Source organism: Desulfurella amilsii (genome assembly GCF_002119425.1).
Lineage (GTDB): Bacteria > Campylobacterota_A > Desulfurellia > Desulfurellales > Desulfurellaceae > Desulfurella > Desulfurella amilsii.
Genome location: NZ_MDSU01000004.1, coordinates 1 through 17,489, shown reverse-complemented (window position 1 = coordinate 17,489; position 17,489 = coordinate 1). Strand labels below are relative to the sequence as shown.

Sequence of the window (17,489 nt, the reverse complement as noted above, 5' to 3'; positions counted from 1 at the left end):
GAAAGCTAGTCTTTTTGCTCTTTTTTGTATATCCTTTCATATTCACTAAGAAAACTATTTATGCTATCGCGAAGATTTGTGAGTATTTCAGCCCACTTATCTAAATTATCTCTGCCTGCTTTAGTAATGGCATAAATCCTTCTTGCATTACCTTTTTCTTGTAGGTTCCATTTAGACTTAATAAGCCCCTCTTTTTCCATTGAGCGAAGGGTTTTGTACACATAACCTAACTCGTAATTCTCATAGTGTATCCCCATTTTTTTAAGCTTTTCAATTAAGTCATAGCCGTGAGATTCTTCAATGCCAATAAAAAATAGCAAAAAAGCTCTCAAAAACCTAGGAGGGCGTTCTCCTGGGTATTCTTTGCACCAGCCTTTTATTTTAATTTGCGATTCCATTAAACACCTCCAACGTATCTATTTTAGTCATATATTTTACTTTTTCAAATGGAATTACATGCTCTTGACTCACATAAGATAAATCAACAGCTTCATTTATACTAAAGGGGTATATATAGAGCCTTTCTAAGTAAGTAACAGTAGCATAAGCATTAAGAGATCTTGCAATATCTCTTGAAAGTGCTCTAATGTATGTACCTTTTGAGCAAACTACTTTGATTTCCAAAACACCCTGATTGTAACTTAATATATCGATGCTTGATATGTAAATTGTTTTTGTCGGTAGATCAACATTTTGTTTTGAAAGTGCATATTTGTATAGCCTCTTGCCTTTCACTTTAACATTTGAGTATATTGGCACAGTCTGCTCTGCTTTTCCAATAAATTTTTGATTTATAGTTCTGTAGATTTCTTCAATGTTTGGCAAATAATCATTATTATGTACGATATTTCCTGTAATATCTAAACTATCTGTTTCATACCCAAAGATTATTTTTGCTTTATAAACTTTGTAACTCTTCTCAAAAAAAGACAAAAGCTTTGTAGCCTTACCTATCCCAATAACCATTAAACCACATGCAAATTTATCTAAAATTCCACTGTGGCCAACTTTCTCGTTAAATTTTCCCTTTACTTTTTTTACTACATCAAATGACTTGATACCACTTGGTTTATTGATAAGTAATAAACCGTTCATTTCAAAAAAGAAAATGCTTGAACGAGTTTTTCTTTGATTTCTTCAATACTGCCAGTTAATTCAAAGCCTGCAGCATTTTTGTGTCCACCACCACCAAAAGTTAAAGCAATTTTGGAAACATCAACTTCATCTTTTGAACGCAAACTTACTTTTATGTAATTTGGTTTATCCTCTCTTAGAAGTGCTCCTACTTCGCAGCCCCTGACACTCCTTGCAATATTAACAAATCCTTCTGTGTCATCTGCAGTAGTGTTTGAATCTTTATACATGTTTTGAGTTATGTACATTATTGTAAGCTTATTATTGTAATGAGTTGTGATTGTATTTATAGCCTGACCCATTAATTTTAAAGTTGTGAGTTTTTTAGATTCATATATATTATAGGCTATTTTCCACGGCTTAACACCTAAGCTTATAAGCTCTGCAGCTATCCTAAAAGCATTTGAGCTGGTTGATGAGTATCTAAAAGATCCAGTATCCGTTAATATACTCAAGTACAAATACTCTGCTGTTTTTGAACTAATTGGGATATCGTTAAATTTTAAAATCTCATATATTAAACACCCCACTGCAGAAGCTTGTGACATAACATAGTTGATATTTCCAAAATATGTATTTGTTGGATGGTGATCTATGTTGATCAAAATTTTGTCCTTAATATAATTTTTATCAAGATTTGTACGTTCAAAATCAGCACTATCTACTGTAATGATAACTTGTGCCCGTTCATTGTTTTGAAGTAATTTGATATTTTTTGTATCATCTAAAAAAAAGTACAAATCAGAAATTTTGGATGTATTTGCAACAATTGCATTTTTACCAAATTCGCTAAGTGCTTTGTAGAGTGCAAGGCTTGAGCCTATTGCATCACCATCTGGATCTTTATGCCCCACTATAAGAAAATCGTTGTAGTTTTTTAGATAATAACCAACCTTTTCTAAAATATTCTCACTCATTTTTAATTTGCCTCAAAATTTCCTCAATTTTTAAACCATTTTCTACGGATTTGTCGTAAACAAACTTAAATATTGGCACAGTACGCAAGTTTATTTTTTCACATGTTTTTTTACTAATAAAGCTACTGGATTTATTAATCAACGTAGCAATTTCTTCTTTGGATAATTCGCTTAACTGTGAGCTAAAGTAAATTTTAGCAAACTTAAAATCTTTACTCAACTCAACATCTGTAATTGTAACGTTTTTTAAACGTTCATCATTAAGATCAAATTCAATAACGTTTGATATTATTTTTTTGAGTGTGCTTGAGACCCTTTGTGTTCTCTTATATGGTTTTGTTGTATTCATAATATTTGCCTTTCTATATGTAAAATTTCTATTGAGTAGTTATTAGAAATAAAATTATAAACCTTATCCATAAATTTTTCCACTGCACTTTTGCTATTTGCAACAGTACTAATAGCTATGGTAGCTTTGTTGTAAAGTATTTCTTCTGAGATATCTGCTATCGAAGCATTGTATTGGCCGCGAATTTTATTTATTATGCTAGATAATATATTTCTTCTGTCTTTTATATTGAATGCATCTTTTAACAATAATTCAATAATAATAACACCAATAAACAAATCTATCACCTAAAGAGTTTTTTGAATTTCTTTTAAAATATAGGATTCAAGCTGATCACCCACATTTATCTCGTTGAATTTATCAATTCTTATCCCACACTCAAAGCCTGAAGTAACTTCATTAACATCGTCTTTAAATCGCTTTAGTGATGCAATTGAGCCTTCAAATATTATAACTCCGTTTCTAATTACGCGGATTTTTGAATTTCTTGTAACTTTCCCGTATGTTACATAACAACCTGCAATATTACCGACCTTAGGAACACTAAAAACCTCTCTAATATCGGCTCTACCTAAAATTTCCTCTTCTATTGTAGGAGACAATAAGCCAGACAGTGCCTTTTTAATATCTTCTATAATATCGTATATGATTTTGTAAGTTCTAATTTCTACTTTTAAATCGTTTGCAAGCTTTAGCGCATCGTTTGATGGTCTTACATTAAACCCAATGATAATTGCATTTGAGACACTTGCTAAGTTTACATCTGATCTTGTAATCTCTCCAATGCCAGAATGTATTATTTTAACAGCAACTTCTTGCGTTGATATCTTTTGTACAGAGGAAGAAATTGCTTCAATTGAGCCAAAAACATCAGATTTTATGAGTATTGGTAATTCTTTTAGTTGACCTAAAGATAGGTTTTTAAAAACAGTTTCCAGACTTACAGTAGTTTTTTTCTGCATACTTGCTTTGTATTTTTCTTTTCTTTCTTCAGCTATTGATTTGGCTATTTTTTCATCTTTTACAACAAATAGTACGTCGCCAGCTTCTGGTACTTCATGAAGACCCAATATCTCAACTGGCATAGAAACCGTCGCTTTTTTTATTCTTTTTCCTTTATCATCAATAAGAACCTTTGCTTTGCCATAGGCAATACCAGCTACAATACTATCACCTAAATTTAGCGCGCCTTCTTGTATAGCAACATCACAAACAGGACCACGCTGTTTATCTAATCTAGCTTCGATTACAATACCTTTTGCTCTTTTATTTGGGTTTGCCTCTAATTCCATAATTTCTGCTTGAAGTAAAATACTCTCAAGCAAATCATTAATACCAATATTATTTTTCGCACTAACATTTACGAATAAATTTTCGCCACCCCACTCTTCTGGCATTATGTTATGATGAGATAATTCCTGTTTTACTTTATCTGGGTTTGCATTTGGCTTGTCAATTTTGTTTATAGCTACAACTATGGGCACATTTGCAGCTTTCGCATGGTTTATAGCTTCGATTGTTTGTGGCATTACACCATCATCAGCTGCAACAACAAGTACAACAATATCAGTTAATAGTGCACCACGTGCCCTCATCTCAGTAAAGGCTTCATGTCCAGGCGTGTCAAGGAACGTAATTTGCTTACCATTGTAATTAACAGAGTATGCACCAATATGCTGTGTAATACCACCTGATTCTTTAGCAACAACATGTGTATGTCTTATTGCATCCAAAATAGAAGTTTTTCCATGATCTACATGGCCCATGACCGTAACAATCGGGGGCCTTGGTTGCAAGTCTTTTTCATCATCTGGAGCTTCAAATTCTTCCATGATTGTTTTTTCTAAAGTTTTTTCTTCAACTTCTACTCCATAGTCTTGAGCAATAATTTTAGCTGCGTCTAAGTCAATAAAGTCGTTTTTTCTAACCATTACACCAAGTGAAAATAGCTTTTGTATTATTTCTGAAAAGTCTATATTAAGCATTGTTGCAAATTCAAAAACTGTAGTGTTTTTGCCAATTTGTATTTTGCTTAGCTGTTCTTCTTGCTCTTCTTTGGGAGCTTTTTTATAGTACCTTTTTTTACCTTTTAACTTTTGTGGCAATGAGGCTTCAATGAGCTCCTTTTTTTTAGCGCTTACAAACTCTGGCTGTTTTTCTTTTCGTTTTTCCTCGATTGTTGGTTTTTCTTCAATTTTAACTTTTTTTTGTTTTGGAATCCGATCTTTTGTTTCTATAGTTTTCGGGGGTATCTCTTTGTGTTCTAATTTTTCAATCACATCATCTGATACTGTACTAAAATTACTCTTAATATCTAAACCTAAATTACGCAGTCTTTGTAAAAGTATGCTACTTTTTATATTAAGCTTTTTTGCTGCTTCATACACTCTCATTAAACCATTACCCCCTAAGTAGTTTGATTTAGTAATTCAAAGATCTTTTGAGCTCGTTTTTCTCCTATACCTTTGATGTTTTTTAGATCATCTAAGGTTAGGGTTTTGAGTTGTTCAACTGATCTAATGCCATTATCATAAAGTTTATTTGCAAGATTCTCAGTAATAGACTCAACAGAAATCAGATCTTCAATGACTTCTTCTATTGTTTTTTCATGTTCTTCTTCGCTAACGCTCTTATCTATCTCAGATTCTTTTATGATATCAATATTGACACCTGTTAGTTTTGCAACAAGCTTTGCATTAACGCCCATTTTACCAATTGCAGCCGAAAATTCTTCATCAGGTACATAAACTTTTGCTCTTTTTTCGTCTTCAAAAAGCTCAATATAAGAAACCTTGCTGGGTGCAAGTGCATTTTTTATATAAATGCTTAAATTTGCGCTCCACCTTATTACATCAACCTTCTCATCACCTAATTCTTTAACGATTGCAGAAATACGTGTGCCTTTTGCGCCAACACATGTGCCAATCGGATCAATCTTGGAGTCTTTTGAATAAACTGCCACTTTTGTGCGCTTTGAAGGCTCCCTTGCTATGGCTTTTATCTCAACACTGCCATCCCTTACCTCTGGGACTTCTTTCATGAACAATTCTTTCACAAAACCTGGATGAGTTCTCGAAAGGATTAGCTTTACACCTTTTGGTTCTTCTAAAACGTCCATAACGTAAGCTTTTATAGTTTCTCCAACAACGTATTTATCGCCTGGTGACTGTTCTTTTTTTGGCAAAATGCCTATGGCATTCTTAAAATCCACGATACAATCATTATATACGCCAACACTCCAAATTTCACCTGATACAATCTTGCCAATTTTTTTCGTGTAATCTTCATATGTTACACGCTTTTCTAAATCTTTAAACATTTTGGACATAACATTTTTTGCAGTAGAAACCGCAATCCTGCCCAATTCTTCGGGGTCAAACTCAACATCAATGTAGTCTCCAATACTTGCATTTGGATCAATTTTTTTAGCTTCCTCAAGCGAAATTTCGTTGTGATTCTTTGGTTTATCAACAATCTTTCTTTCGATTAAAATTGAAAATATTTGTTTTTGAGAATCAAGCGATGTTTTCACCACACTGTCCTCTCCATATTTTTTAGCAATAGAAATTTTTATAGCTTCAGCAAGTGATTCAATAACCGCCTGCGAATTGATATTGTGTTCTTTTGCTATTACATTGGCAATTTCAAATATTTCTCTCACTTTTTCCCCCACTAAATTAAGTTCAGTTTAGCTTTTTTAATATCATTAAAGTCAATATAAACTACTACCTGATCGCTTTTTACTTCAACGCCTCTATCGGTTACACTTATAATCTGTCCTTCTATGTTTTTTTTATTATCAATTGGATTAAATAGGTTAATAATACACTCTTTGCCAATTGAATCTTCATAGTGTTTTTTTGTTTTTAGGTTTCTATTTATGCCTGGACTTGAAACTTCAAGTATGTAGCTTTCTTCCATAACATTTTCGACATCAAGTACAACTGAGATATGTTTACTTACCACTTCACAGTCATTTAAACTAACGCCGCTTTGTCTGTCTATATAAACGGTCAGTTTTCCTCTTTTAGAGCTTTTTGAATATGTTAAATCATATAATTCATAACCCATAGCTTCTATTGAACTTTTTAAAATTTTTGTAAGAGTCTCTTCAAAAACATTCATTTTAAAACCTTTGCCGCCCTCATTATAATGTAGGGAGAAATTTACGCATAAAATAAAATCAAAAGTGACAATAACAATATACATAATTTAAGATATAAGTCAAGATATAGAAGAAAAATAGATTTAAAAAGTTAGTAGCTTGACTTATATAGAAAATTATTTACAATGATTAAAAAGTGGCGGGAGACCTTATGAGTAAAAAATTGTTTCTGTTATTTGTGTTAGTTTTGTTGTCTTCTTGTGCCTCCAACCAACAGATAAATAATATAAATGATAGGTTGGGAAAAATTGAAAGTGCCATAAGTAAAAATACATCGGATCTAAATAAAATAAAACCAAAAGTAAGCGAGGTTGAAGAAAAATTAAATATACTTGCCAAAAAAATAAATACGCTAGAAAATAACACAAATTCAACAAAGAAAGTGAAAATTTCGCAAAAAACAATCGTTGAAGCTAACCTTGACAACAACACAAACGACATAACAAGCAAAATTCCTCCAGCAAGCGTCGTATTTTCAAATGAAACTCAAGAAAAACTTGAAAATAAACAAATCAAAGAAACTGAAGAAGAAAAACCCAAAGAAGCAATAGAATCAAAATTACAACCACCATCTGTTGAAGCTTTAAAATCTTATGAAAATGCCCTTGCCATATATATGAAGAGAGATTTTGCTGGAGCATTAGATAAATTCTTACAATTTTTGAATAATTACCCACATACGACATTAGAGCAAAATGCATACTTTTGGATAGGAAATAGCTATTACAATCTAAATGATTATGGCAAGGCTTTAAATTATTTTTCTGTTTGTCTTAATAATTTTTCTAAAAAACCTACATCTGATGGTGGTAAAACGGATGCTTGTATATTTATGCTTTACAAAACTTACAAATCAATGGGAAATACCCAAAAAGCCTATGATTGCTTGATGCAGTTAAAAAGAGAGTATCCTGTAAATCCGTATTTTGAGTTTAGAGGTGTAAAAAACTGATGCTAAAAGTATTTAATACTCAAACAAGAAAAATAGAAGATTTTGTGCCGCTTAACGACAATATTGTTACAATGTATGTTTGTGGCGTAACTGTTTACGACTACTGCCATGTAGGACATGCAAGAAGCGCCATATGTTTTGATGTAATATATAGATATTTGTTGTATAGAGGCTATGAGGTAAAATTTGTTAAAAATTTTACCGATATTGATGATAAGATAATAAACAAAGCAAATGAAGAACATAAACCATTTGATGCAATTAGTGAAAAATATATTAAAGAATTTTACACGGATATGAATGCGATAGGCATTAAAAAACCTTCATTTGAACCAAAAGCAACGATGCACATAAATGATATAATAGTATTTATCTCAAAATTAATAGAAAAAGGGTTCGCTTATGAATCAGATGGCGATGTCTATTATAGCGTAAGCAAATTTGAATCTTATGGCAAATTGTCTCACAAAAAAATTGAAGATTTAAAGTCTGGTGCAAGGGTAGATATAAACGAAAAAAAGAAAGACCCTTTAGATTTTGCTTTGTGGAAAAAATCAAAGCCCAATGAACCAAGCTGGGATTCACCGTGGGGCAAAGGTAGGCCCGGATGGCATATTGAGTGTTCTGTTATGAGCATGTATTATCTAGGTGAGACAATAGATATACATGGCGGTGGTGAGGATCTGGTTTTCCCACACCATGAAAATGAGATAGCCCAAAGTGAAGCTTTAAGCGGGAAACAGTTTGTAAGATACTGGATACATAATGGATTTATTAAAATAAATAATGAAAAGATGTCAAAGTCTTTAGGTAATTTTTTTACGATTAGGGACGTTCTAAAGGAGTTTAACGGTGAGACACTTAGATACTATATGCTCCTCACACACTATAGAAATCCAATAGAGTTTTTGTATGATGGGTTGCTTGCCGCCAAAGAAACGCTAAATCGATACTATTCATTTTTAATGAGGCTTGATAACACTCAATTTCAATATGAAAATGACAAATTAGACTCACTTGAAACATTAATTTCAAATTTTGAAAGAGCTATGAATAATGATTTTAATACGCCTCAAGCCATAGCTGAAGTTTTTAATTGTATAAAAGAATTTAACCTTTATCTGGATAATTGCCAAAAAAGCAATAAAACGCCAGCTCTTGAATTAAAAGAAAAATTTCTAAATTTTATGTCTAAAGTAGCTTGCGTGTTAGGAGTATTTGATAAATCATACAAAGAATGGTTTAATGTTGAACAAAATCAATGGATTGACGAAAAAATTGAACAACGCAATAAAGCAAAAAAAGAAAAAAACTACGCTCTTGCAGATAGCATACGCAATGAGCTATCAAATGCTGGCATTGTTTTAGAAGATCGCAAAGACAAAACTATATGGAAAAAAGTAAAATAAAATTTAAAGAAAAAGATACAGAAGTTAAAGATTCAATCAATCAATATTTAGATGAAATATCAAAAATATCCATTTTAACAAAAGAAGAAGAAATTGAACTAGCAAAAAAAATCCAAAAAGGTGATAAAGAGGCTATAAAAAAACTTGTAAAACATAACTTAAGGTTTGTAGTATCCGTTGCTCAAAAGTACAAAAATTTTGGCGTACCACTTTCGGACTTAATCAATGAAGGTAATATTGGCTTGATTAAAGCAGCATCAAAGTTTGATCCAGATAAAAACATAAAATTTATATCATATGCTGTATGGTGGATAAAACAAGCTATCTTAAAAACATTAAGCGAGCAGACATCACCTATTAAGATCCCTGTTAAAGCAAGAGCAAAATCAAGCAAATTAAACTATATCAAAGATGCATACTTTAGAGAATTCGGTGAAGAAATGGATAATGAAGTAGCTTCCAAAGTCAGTGGCTTTAGTGAAAAAGAAATTAATGATATTGAAGCTGGTAGGTTAAAATTTAACTCACTAGATAAAGCAATAGGTGAAGATAGTGACAATAGCCTACTGGATGTTTTGGAAGATGAGAATGTGTCTGTGGAAGATAACTATGTTTATGAATCAAGCGTTAGCGCTATAAAAAAACTTTTAAAACAGTTACCCAAAAGGCAGCAGGATATTATAAAAATGCGTTTTGGACTTGATTTAGATAGACGCTATACATTAGATGAAATTGGAGAAAAATACCATATATCAAAAGAAAGGGTTAGGCAAATCGAAAAAGAAGCCCTAAATAAACTTAAAAAAATGTTTGATAGATGATATGGAACCTTACAAGGTATTAGGATTAACAAATGATGCTAGCATAGATGAGGTAGTTAGAACTTATAGGGAACTTGCTAAAAAATATCACCCCGATTTAGCAAAAGATGAAAAAGAAAAACAATATTTATTGAATATTTTTCAAGATGTTACAAATGCGTATAACCAAATTAAAAACTCGCCGCGCAACAAAGAAACTATCTCTAAAACTGAAATAGACAGCGATTATTCAAAATACCTTATTTTAAAAGTGGAAGAATTTTTAAATAAAAATGAATTTGATAATGCCCTAAATACACTAAAAATACTCGAAAAAAGCCAAAAAAATGCAAAAATTTTTTTTCTGTTTGCAAAGACATATAATGCAAAAAACTATTACAAACAGGCCATTGACTATTATAGAAAAACATTGGAATTAGAAAACTACAATGTGGAAGCTTTACTTGGACTTGCAAACTGTTATGAAAAAATTGGTTTAAAAAACACGGCGATTAAAGTATATTATGAAGTTTTAGAATGGGACTCCAATAATAAAGTCGCATTAGATAAACTAAATAATTTACAAAAAAAAGAAACATTCTTTGATAAACTATTTTCCAGTTTGGGGAGTAAAAAAGATCAAAAAACTAATACGTAGCCTATTTGCACTTAAAGATACACCAAAAAAAATTGCACTTTCATTTGCCATAGGAGTTTTTATTTCTATAACACCAACTTTCGGTTTTCATACAATACTTGCGCTTATTATTGCCTTTGTATTTAAACTAAATAAAATCTCTCTAATCGTTGGGACATTGTTAAACAACCCATGGACCACAGTTTTCGTTTATGCAATAGCATATAAAATTGGTGCCATTTTGCTAAATGCTAAGCTTAATGTAGTAAACAACTTTTCTGTAAATTTTTTATTACATAAAGGCTTTCATATTTACTTAATAACATGGCTTGGAAGTTTAGTATTAGCAATTCCAGTATCTATATTTTTTTATATAATTGTTAAATTTGCACTTGAAAAGCGCAAAAACGCTCAAGCCAAAGAGGTTGCATGAAACTGCTTTTTTTGTCTGATGTTCATTATAAACACAATGAAATATTTTTGGATTTTTTAGGTTCAATTTACAAAAAATATGATAGAATTTACATAGTTGGTGATTTGTTTGAGTTTTATTATGGTTATGATTTTTTGTTTTGCCATCAATCAAAGCTTGTTGAGCTTTTAAGAAAAATATCGGATGAAAAAAAAGTATACTTATTTGAGGGCAATCACGAGTACAAGCTAGAAGCTATAAAGAAATTTTTGCCAAACGTTGAAATTGTTAAAAAGGAGTTGATAGAAAATATTGATACAAAACTATTTTATATAGAACACGGCGACTGCATTGATAAAAAGGACAAAACATATCGGATTTTTAGAAATATTCTTAAAAATTCTTTTACGCTTAAAGTACTAAAACTTATCTCTCCTGTTTTTCTACTTAAACTTGCCGATATAGCTTCAAAAATCAGCAAAAACAACGTAAAAAACAAGGCATTAAGAAGAACGGATTTTGCTTTAGAAGAATTTGCAACTCAATTAATAAAAAAAGGTTTTGATTATGTTATACTGGCCCACACGCACAACCCATTATTAAAAACTATCGATAATAGCGTTTATGCAAATATTGGCGATTTTTGCGAACATTTTACATATGTAGAATACGATAAAACTTTAACAATGAAGGAATACCATTATGAAAATAGTTGAAGCAGGTGATTTTGAAATCTATAATATCAAGCGTAGTACGATACCTATTGTTTTAAATTGTAACGCATTTGGCAGCGGCGAACATGAAACTACAAGAAGCTGCTTAGAAATTATCTCAAAACTCGACTTTTCTAACAAAACAATCCTTGACATAGGCGCTGGCACAGGAATTTTGAGTTTTGCAAGCCTCAAAAAAGGTGCAAAACAAGCAATTTGCTTTGATATTAGCTTTGAAGCTTGCAAAAACTTAAAAGAAAATGCACATTACAATTGCTTAAACAATATTTACTCAGTATGTTCTACAATTGATGCAATAAATTCTCAGTATGACGTAATTTTTGCAAATATTTATTCTAGTATAATTTTGTCAAATGTTAATAACATTGATAAATTACTAAAGGAAGAAGGCTTACTTATTGCATCTGGTATCAATTATGAATATAATTTCGAAACAAGGCACGAATTTGAAAAATTGGGTTATGAAACACAAGAAGTTAAATTTTTAGAAGATTATGTTACAATGGTGTTGAAGAAATGCAAAACCAAAATATAAAAAACGAAATTGAACAATTAAGAGAAGAGATCAATCGCCACAACTATTATTACTATGTACTAAACCAACCTATTATTTCTGATGACGAATATGATGCACTTATTAGAAAGTTGATAAGCTTAGAAGCTCAATATCCACAGTTTTTTGATGAAAACTCACCAACTCAAAAAGTTGGATCTGATATTTCCGAAAAATTCGAAAAAGTCGAACACAAATACAGGATGTATTCTCTAGAAGATGCATTTAGCGAAAAAGAAGTGATAGAATTTGACAATAGAGTAAAGCGCAATCTAGATATCAACGATTGTCTTGCATACAGCGTAGAGCCAAAATTCGACGGTGTATCAGTTAATATAATTTACGAAAATGGTAAACTCAAGGTCGCTTCTACAAGGGGCGATGGCATTATAGGAGAAAACATTACAAAAAATATAAAAACATTAAAAAACTTACCGCTTGTTTTAATTGTTAAAAACCCACCTAGTTTTTTGGATGTACAAGGCGAAGTGATACTCACAAAAGAAGAATTTAAAAAGATTAATGAATATAGGGAAGAAATTGGATTAGCGCTTTTTGCAAACCCACGAAACGCAGCAGCTGGTTCCTTAAAACAACTAGATCCTAAAGAGACAGCCAAAAGAAACCTTAAAGTCTTTGTTTACTATATAAGGGGTATTGAAGCCTACACTCAACCAAAAACTCAAACACAAAGCCTTCAAATATTAAAAGAACTGGGTTTGCCTGTTAGTGAGTTAAATAGATATTGCAAAAATATACAAGAGGCTATTGCTTATCGTCAAACATTTTTAAAAGCCAGGGAAGAGTTGCCTTATGAAATTGATGGAATGGTGTTCAAAGTTGACGATTTTTCGCTTCAAGAAAAACTCAGCTACACAAGCAAATATCCCAAATGGGCTATTGCTTTTAAATTTCCTCCCATGCAGTCATCTACTACTGTAGAGGATATAATTTTTAATGTAGGCAGAACAGGTATTGTAACACCAGTTGCAATTTTAAAACCCGTTAAAATCGGTGGCGTAACAATATCAAGGGCAAGTTTGCATACATTTGATGAATTATTTAAAAAGGATATAAGAATAGGAGATTATGTTTTTGTTCAAAGAGCGGGCGATGTAATACCAGAGGTTGTCTCAAGCATACCAGAAAAAAGAAACGGCAAAGAAAAACACGTAGTAAAACCCACTAATTGCCCTGTGTGTAGTTCACTGTTGCAAGAAGAAGGCGCATATTTGATTTGCCCAAATATTGATTGTAGAGCACGAATTGTTGAATCACTTAAGCACTTTGTACAAAAAAATGCTTTAAATATAGAAGGCTTGGGTGATAAAATCATTCAACAACTAGTAGCTAAAAAAATTGTTCAAAGTGTTAGCGATATTTACAAATTAGATAAAAATAAACTATTGCAGCTTGATAGAATGGGCGAAAAACTAGCAAACAAAATATTAGAAAACATAGAAAAAAGCAAAAGAACAACTTTTGCTAAATTTTTATATGCGCTTGGCATAAAGCATGTGGGCGAATTTGTGGCAAATAAACTTGCAAACAATTTTAGTTTAGAAGGGCTAATGGAGCTTAAAGACGAGGAAAAACTTATGCAAATAGAAGGTATTGGTCCAGAGATAGCTAAAAGTGTAGTTGCTTTTTTTAAGGAACAAAGAAATATTAATACAATTAAAAACTTGCTTGAAAATATTAGTTTTATTGATAATAAAAAATCCACTAAACTGCTCAATGAAACATTTGTTTTTACTGGAATATTAGGTATACCAAGAAGTAAAGCAAAAGAGATTGTAGAAAATCTCGGCGGCGTTGTCAAAGATAGCCTATCAAAAGATACAAACTATTTAGTTGTTGGAGATGAACCTGGAAGCAAGCTTGAAAAAGCAAAAAAATTAGGCATTTTGATAATTAGCGAAGATGAGTTTTTAAAGTTGGTTGGCAATGAATTACGAGATTGATCCAAAATGGCTTGGTTCATTATTTGGCATAATAGCTTTTATCGCAAGCTGTCTTGTGCTCGTATACTTAGGTAGCGATTTCTTTTATTCAACACTAAAAATTATAGTAACTTCTATATGTTTTTATATTTTTGGTATGATTTTAGCAATCATTTTTAATTATATTGCAAGTTCAAATGAAAGCAATCAAAACAATATTTAGCGCTCTATGAATTCAAATAAACCGTACTTTAACGAAGAGCAAATTGAATATTTCTACCCTATTGTCAAAAGAATGGTTAGAAAAATCGTTGTTAAAATGCCAGAATCTTATGATGAAGAGGATTTCGTCCAGATTGGCATGATGGGACTTTTAAAAGCTATTGACAATATCGACATAACAAAAGACGAAAACGCCTTTTATAAATATGCATTATTAAAAGTAAGAGGCGCTATACTTGATAAATTACGCAGTGTGGATTTAGTGTCTAGATACACAAGAGACAAATTAAAAAGTATATCCAAAGCACACAAAGATTTTTTAAAAGAAAATATATTTGATGCATCAGAAAAAAGTGTTGCAAAAAAAGCTGGTATATCAATGAAAGAATACTACAAAGCGATGTTTGAGCTATCTAACCTAGATATCGTCAGTTTGGATAACATAATAGAAGATGAAATAAGCTTGCAAGAATCAATAGAAGACAAAAATATTAAATCGGCAATTGAAGTTATCGAAAAAAATGAACGCTTAGGGATCTTAAAAAAAGCTTTAAGCAAACTTACAAAAATTGAGCTTGATGTTTTATCTATGTATTACTACGAAGACTTTAGCGTCAAAGAAATTGCCCGAATAATAAAAAAGACACAAAGCCGTGTCTCTCAGATTAAAATAAATGCCATTATAAAGCTGAAACATCTAATTGAGCAAGAGTATATAAATCGCAAAATTAATTAATAATTTGACTAAACTATAAACTTATAGTAAAATTAGTTAAAAATGGGGGTGTTCATGTCAAACCAAACGCAAGAAAGCTACCTTAAAGAAAACTTAAAAAGAGACCTAAAAAATCGTCACATCCAATTAATTGCTTTAGGATCTGCAATTGGCGTAGGTTTATTTTTGGGCTCTGCAACGGGTATAAAATTTACCGGCCCATCACTAATTTTATCTTATATATTGGTTGGTTTAATTGTTTTTGTTGTTTTGAGAGCACTTGGCGAGATTGCTGTGGTTTATCCTGTCTCTGGAAGCTTTAGCGCATGGGCAGATCATATAATGGGTCCATTAGCTGGTTATATTACTGGGTGGACTTACTGGTTTATGTGGACAGTTACAGTCATGGCAGAAATCACAGCTGTAGGTATATATGTTACCTATTGGTTTCCAAGCGTGCCTCAGTGGATACCTGCACTTATATCTGTAACCTTGATCACTCTATTAAACCTTATTGCAGTAAAAGTTTATGGAGAAACTGAATTTTGGTTTTCAATTATAAAAATAGTAACAATTTTATTTTTTATAGTAGTAGGAGCCTTTATAATATTTTTTGGTATTGGCAATCACGGTATTCCGACTGGGTTTAGTAATTTATACAAATATGGTGGTTTTTTTCCAAATGGCTTAAAAGGTTTTTTATTTTCTTTAATAATTGTAGTCTATGCTTATTTGGGTATAGAAATTGTGGCAGTTACTGCTGGAGAAGCACAGAACCCAGGCACTACATTGCCATCTGCAATTGATAAAGTAATCTACAGAATAATTTTGTTTTACGCTTTACCAATGATTGTAATACTGTCAATATACCCCTGGTTTAAAATCGGCACATTTGGAAGCCCGTTTGTGGAAAGTTTCTCAAAACTAGGCATAGCTGCAGCTGCAAGCATTATAAATTTTGTGGTTATTACAGCTGCACTTTCTAGCACAAATGGTGGCTTGTTTGCAACAGGCAGAATGCTCTATTCTCTTTCTCTCCAAAAAAACGCTCCATCGGCCTTTTCAAAATTAAGCAACAATAAAGTACCATATATAGGAATTATTTTTTCTTCAATTGTAATGCTTATTGGCGTAATATTAAACTATTTTATACCAAAACAAGTATTTACAATTATAACAAGTGTAGCTACAACAGGCGCTTTGTATGTGTGGTTGCTCATACTCGTTATGCATATGAAATTTAGAAAATCTTTGAAAGAAAGTAAGTTACCAAAATACCATTTGCCTTTTTATCCGATTTTAAATATTTTGTGTATTGTCTTTTTAGTTTTAGTAATCATAGTAATGGCATTTATGCCAGATGGCAGGATTGCTTTGTATGTAGCAATACCGTGGTTTGGAATACTAACTGCAGCTTATTATATTTTTGGACTTGATAAGAAAAATAAAAGTAATATTTAAATAGCTTGACATTGCTATAATAAAAATATAGACTAAACAATTGATTAATAGTCCAAGGGAGGTTCTTTCATGCACCTTAGAAAAACCCTGTTTTCCATATCGGTCTTAGCTTTATTTGCAAATACTTCTTACGCTTTATCTTTAAGCGAAGTACAGTCTTTAAGCTCAAACAACAACTATCAGATAAAGCAGTACGAATCGCTCTATGAGTCTTCAAAAGAGTCAAAGCAAAGTGCTTTTAAAAACTTTTTGCCAAACCTATCTACAAATTACTCATATACAAGACTTGATCAGCCACCATACCAGATTGCAAACGGCAATAAATTGATTATGGGCTCTGTTAATAACTATCAGTGGAATGTTACAATAACACAGCCTTTATTTACAGGCTTTTATCTGTTAAACAAGTACAAGTATGCAAAGTACAATGAATCATTCTCTCAGGCAAACCTAGAAGTAATAAGAAACCAAATTATAACAAATGCAAAAAATGCTTACTTCAACGTCCTATATAACCAAAAGATACTAGAAACTAGGCAGCTTGCTGTTGCCCAGTATGAATCACACTTAAAAGACGCAGAAAGTTTCTATAAACAAGGTCTTATCCCAAAAGTAGACTTACTAAAATCACAAGTAGCCTACTCAAATGCAAAGCAAGAGCTAAAACAAGCTTATGCTAACTTAACAAACGCTATAGCTCAGCTAAACCAATTGCTCAACGAGCCCATTGATAAAACACATACATTTGATCAGGTAGCGGATGTTGTTAACTTAAAAACACCCCTTGACTCACTTTATGCTCAAACAGACAACCGTCCAGATATTAAAGCACTATCATTTGCAATTAACAAAGCCAAAGCTCAAGTAGGTATGGTAGAGTCTAGCTATTATCCTCAGGTACAATTAAAGGCAAACTACAACCGCAATGGTCAAAACCTCGATATGAACAATAACCCATACGCCGATAACTCCATCTATAGCCTAAACATAATTGCAAACTGGGATATATTTGACTGGGGTAAAACAAAAAATGATGTACAAGCCGCAAAGCTACAACAGATTGCCCTAGAAAATGAACTGGCTAAT

20 protein-coding genes are annotated in these 17,489 nt (G+C 31.9%); 12 read left to right on the top strand and 8 right to left on the bottom strand.

Annotated features, from left to right (window positions below):
* Window positions 1–5 precede the first annotated feature (5 nt).
* The 8 genes from DESAMIL20_RS01765 to DESAMIL20_RS01730 are packed head-to-tail and all read right to left on the bottom strand — an operon-like array spanning window position 6 to window position 6,525.
* Window positions 6–398, bottom strand: coding sequence for a PadR family transcriptional regulator (locus DESAMIL20_RS01765; RefSeq protein ID WP_086033169.1), 393 nt, complete (start codon window positions 396–398; stop codon window positions 6–8).
* On the bottom strand, window positions 382–1,095 hold the full coding sequence (truB, locus tag DESAMIL20_RS01760) for a tRNA pseudouridine(55) synthase TruB (protein WP_086033168.1): 714 nt from the start codon (window positions 1,093–1,095) through the stop codon (window positions 382–384). Before truB ends, DESAMIL20_RS01765 begins: the two co-directional genes overlap by 17 nt.
* Window positions 1,092–2,051, bottom strand: a complete 960-nt coding sequence (locus DESAMIL20_RS01755) for a DHH family phosphoesterase (RefSeq protein ID WP_086033167.1) — start codon at window positions 2,049–2,051, stop codon at window positions 1,092–1,094. The genes truB and DESAMIL20_RS01755 overlap by 4 nt, the downstream gene beginning before the upstream one ends.
* Window positions 2,044–2,400 carry a 30S ribosome-binding factor RbfA gene (gene rbfA / locus DESAMIL20_RS01750; protein ID WP_086033166.1) on the bottom strand — a complete coding sequence of 119 codons (357 nt, stop codon included), beginning with the start codon at window positions 2,398–2,400 and terminating at the stop codon, window positions 2,044–2,046. Before rbfA ends, DESAMIL20_RS01755 begins: the two co-directional genes overlap by 8 nt.
* Window positions 2,397–2,687 carry a DUF503 domain-containing protein gene (locus DESAMIL20_RS01745; RefSeq protein ID WP_086033165.1) on the bottom strand — a complete coding sequence of 97 codons (291 nt, stop codon included), beginning with the start codon at window positions 2,685–2,687 and terminating at the stop codon, window positions 2,397–2,399. The genes rbfA and DESAMIL20_RS01745 overlap by 4 nt, the downstream gene beginning before the upstream one ends.
* Window positions 2,688–4,793 (bottom strand): translation initiation factor IF-2, encoded by a 2,106-nt coding sequence (infB, locus tag DESAMIL20_RS01740; RefSeq protein ID WP_086033164.1) that lies wholly within the window; start codon window positions 4,791–4,793, stop codon window positions 2,688–2,690.
* Window positions 4,794–4,807: 14 nt separating this feature from the next.
* Window positions 4,808–6,061 (bottom strand): transcription termination factor NusA, encoded by a 1,254-nt coding sequence (gene nusA, locus DESAMIL20_RS01735; RefSeq protein WP_158090478.1) that lies wholly within the window; start codon window positions 6,059–6,061, stop codon window positions 4,808–4,810.
* Between the two features lie 11 nt (window positions 6,062–6,072).
* The gene (locus tag DESAMIL20_RS01730) at window positions 6,073–6,525 is read right to left on the bottom strand and encodes a ribosome maturation factor RimP (protein ID WP_158090477.1); all 453 of its coding nucleotides are present in this window, start codon (window positions 6,523–6,525) and stop codon (window positions 6,073–6,075) included.
* Between the two features lie 191 nt (window positions 6,526–6,716).
* Between DESAMIL20_RS01730 and DESAMIL20_RS01725 the strand changes: the two genes are divergently transcribed.
* The 12 genes from DESAMIL20_RS01725 to DESAMIL20_RS01670 all read left to right on the top strand — a co-directional run.
* A complete protein-coding gene (locus tag DESAMIL20_RS01725) occupies window positions 6,717–7,517 on the top strand; it encodes a tetratricopeptide repeat protein (protein ID WP_086033161.1) in 801 nt (266 codons plus the stop codon).
* On the top strand, window positions 7,517–8,926 hold the full coding sequence (cysS, locus tag DESAMIL20_RS01720; RefSeq protein WP_086033160.1) for a cysteine--tRNA ligase: 1,410 nt from the start codon (window positions 7,517–7,519) through the stop codon (window positions 8,924–8,926). Before DESAMIL20_RS01725 ends, cysS begins: the two co-directional genes overlap by 1 nt.
* The gene (locus tag DESAMIL20_RS01715) at window positions 8,908–9,747 is read left to right on the top strand and encodes a sigma-70 family RNA polymerase sigma factor (protein WP_086033159.1); all 840 of its coding nucleotides are present in this window, start codon (window positions 8,908–8,910) and stop codon (window positions 9,745–9,747) included. The genes cysS and DESAMIL20_RS01715 overlap by 19 nt, the downstream gene beginning before the upstream one ends.
* Window position 9,748: 1 nt before the next feature.
* The gene (locus tag DESAMIL20_RS01710; protein ID WP_086033158.1) at window positions 9,749–10,384 is read left to right on the top strand and encodes a J domain-containing protein; all 636 of its coding nucleotides are present in this window, start codon (window positions 9,749–9,751) and stop codon (window positions 10,382–10,384) included.
* A complete protein-coding gene (locus tag DESAMIL20_RS01705; protein ID WP_158090476.1) occupies window positions 10,329–10,796 on the top strand; it encodes a DUF2062 domain-containing protein in 468 nt (155 codons plus the stop codon). The genes DESAMIL20_RS01710 and DESAMIL20_RS01705 overlap by 56 nt, the downstream gene beginning before the upstream one ends.
* Entirely contained in the window at window positions 10,793–11,491 is a 699-nt protein-coding gene (locus DESAMIL20_RS01700) for a UDP-2,3-diacylglucosamine diphosphatase (protein ID WP_086033156.1), read from the top strand. The genes DESAMIL20_RS01705 and DESAMIL20_RS01700 overlap by 4 nt, the downstream gene beginning before the upstream one ends.
* A complete protein-coding gene (locus tag DESAMIL20_RS01695; RefSeq protein ID WP_086033155.1) occupies window positions 11,478–12,044 on the top strand; it encodes a 50S ribosomal protein L11 methyltransferase in 567 nt (188 codons plus the stop codon). Before DESAMIL20_RS01700 ends, DESAMIL20_RS01695 begins: the two co-directional genes overlap by 14 nt.
* Window positions 12,026–14,026 carry an NAD-dependent DNA ligase LigA gene (gene ligA / locus DESAMIL20_RS01690; RefSeq protein ID WP_086033154.1) on the top strand — a complete coding sequence of 667 codons (2,001 nt, stop codon included), beginning with the start codon at window positions 12,026–12,028 and terminating at the stop codon, window positions 14,024–14,026. The genes DESAMIL20_RS01695 and ligA overlap by 19 nt, the downstream gene beginning before the upstream one ends.
* The gene (locus DESAMIL20_RS01685) at window positions 14,010–14,228 is read left to right on the top strand and encodes a hypothetical protein (RefSeq protein WP_086033153.1); all 219 of its coding nucleotides are present in this window, start codon (window positions 14,010–14,012) and stop codon (window positions 14,226–14,228) included. The genes ligA and DESAMIL20_RS01685 overlap by 17 nt, the downstream gene beginning before the upstream one ends.
* A 6-nt stretch (window positions 14,229–14,234) precedes the next feature.
* Complete coding sequence (locus tag DESAMIL20_RS01680; RefSeq protein ID WP_086033152.1) at window positions 14,235–14,963, top strand: sigma-70 family RNA polymerase sigma factor; 729 nt, start codon at window positions 14,235–14,237, stop codon at window positions 14,961–14,963.
* Window positions 14,964–15,005: 42 nt separating this feature from the next.
* Window positions 15,006–16,403, top strand: a complete 1,398-nt coding sequence (locus tag DESAMIL20_RS01675) for an amino acid permease (RefSeq protein ID WP_239393363.1) — start codon at window positions 15,006–15,008, stop codon at window positions 16,401–16,403.
* Window positions 16,404–16,472: 69 nt separating this feature from the next.
* The coding region (locus tag DESAMIL20_RS01670; protein ID WP_143340220.1) for a TolC family protein at window positions 16,473–17,489 on the top strand (1,017 nt) is incomplete at its 3' end.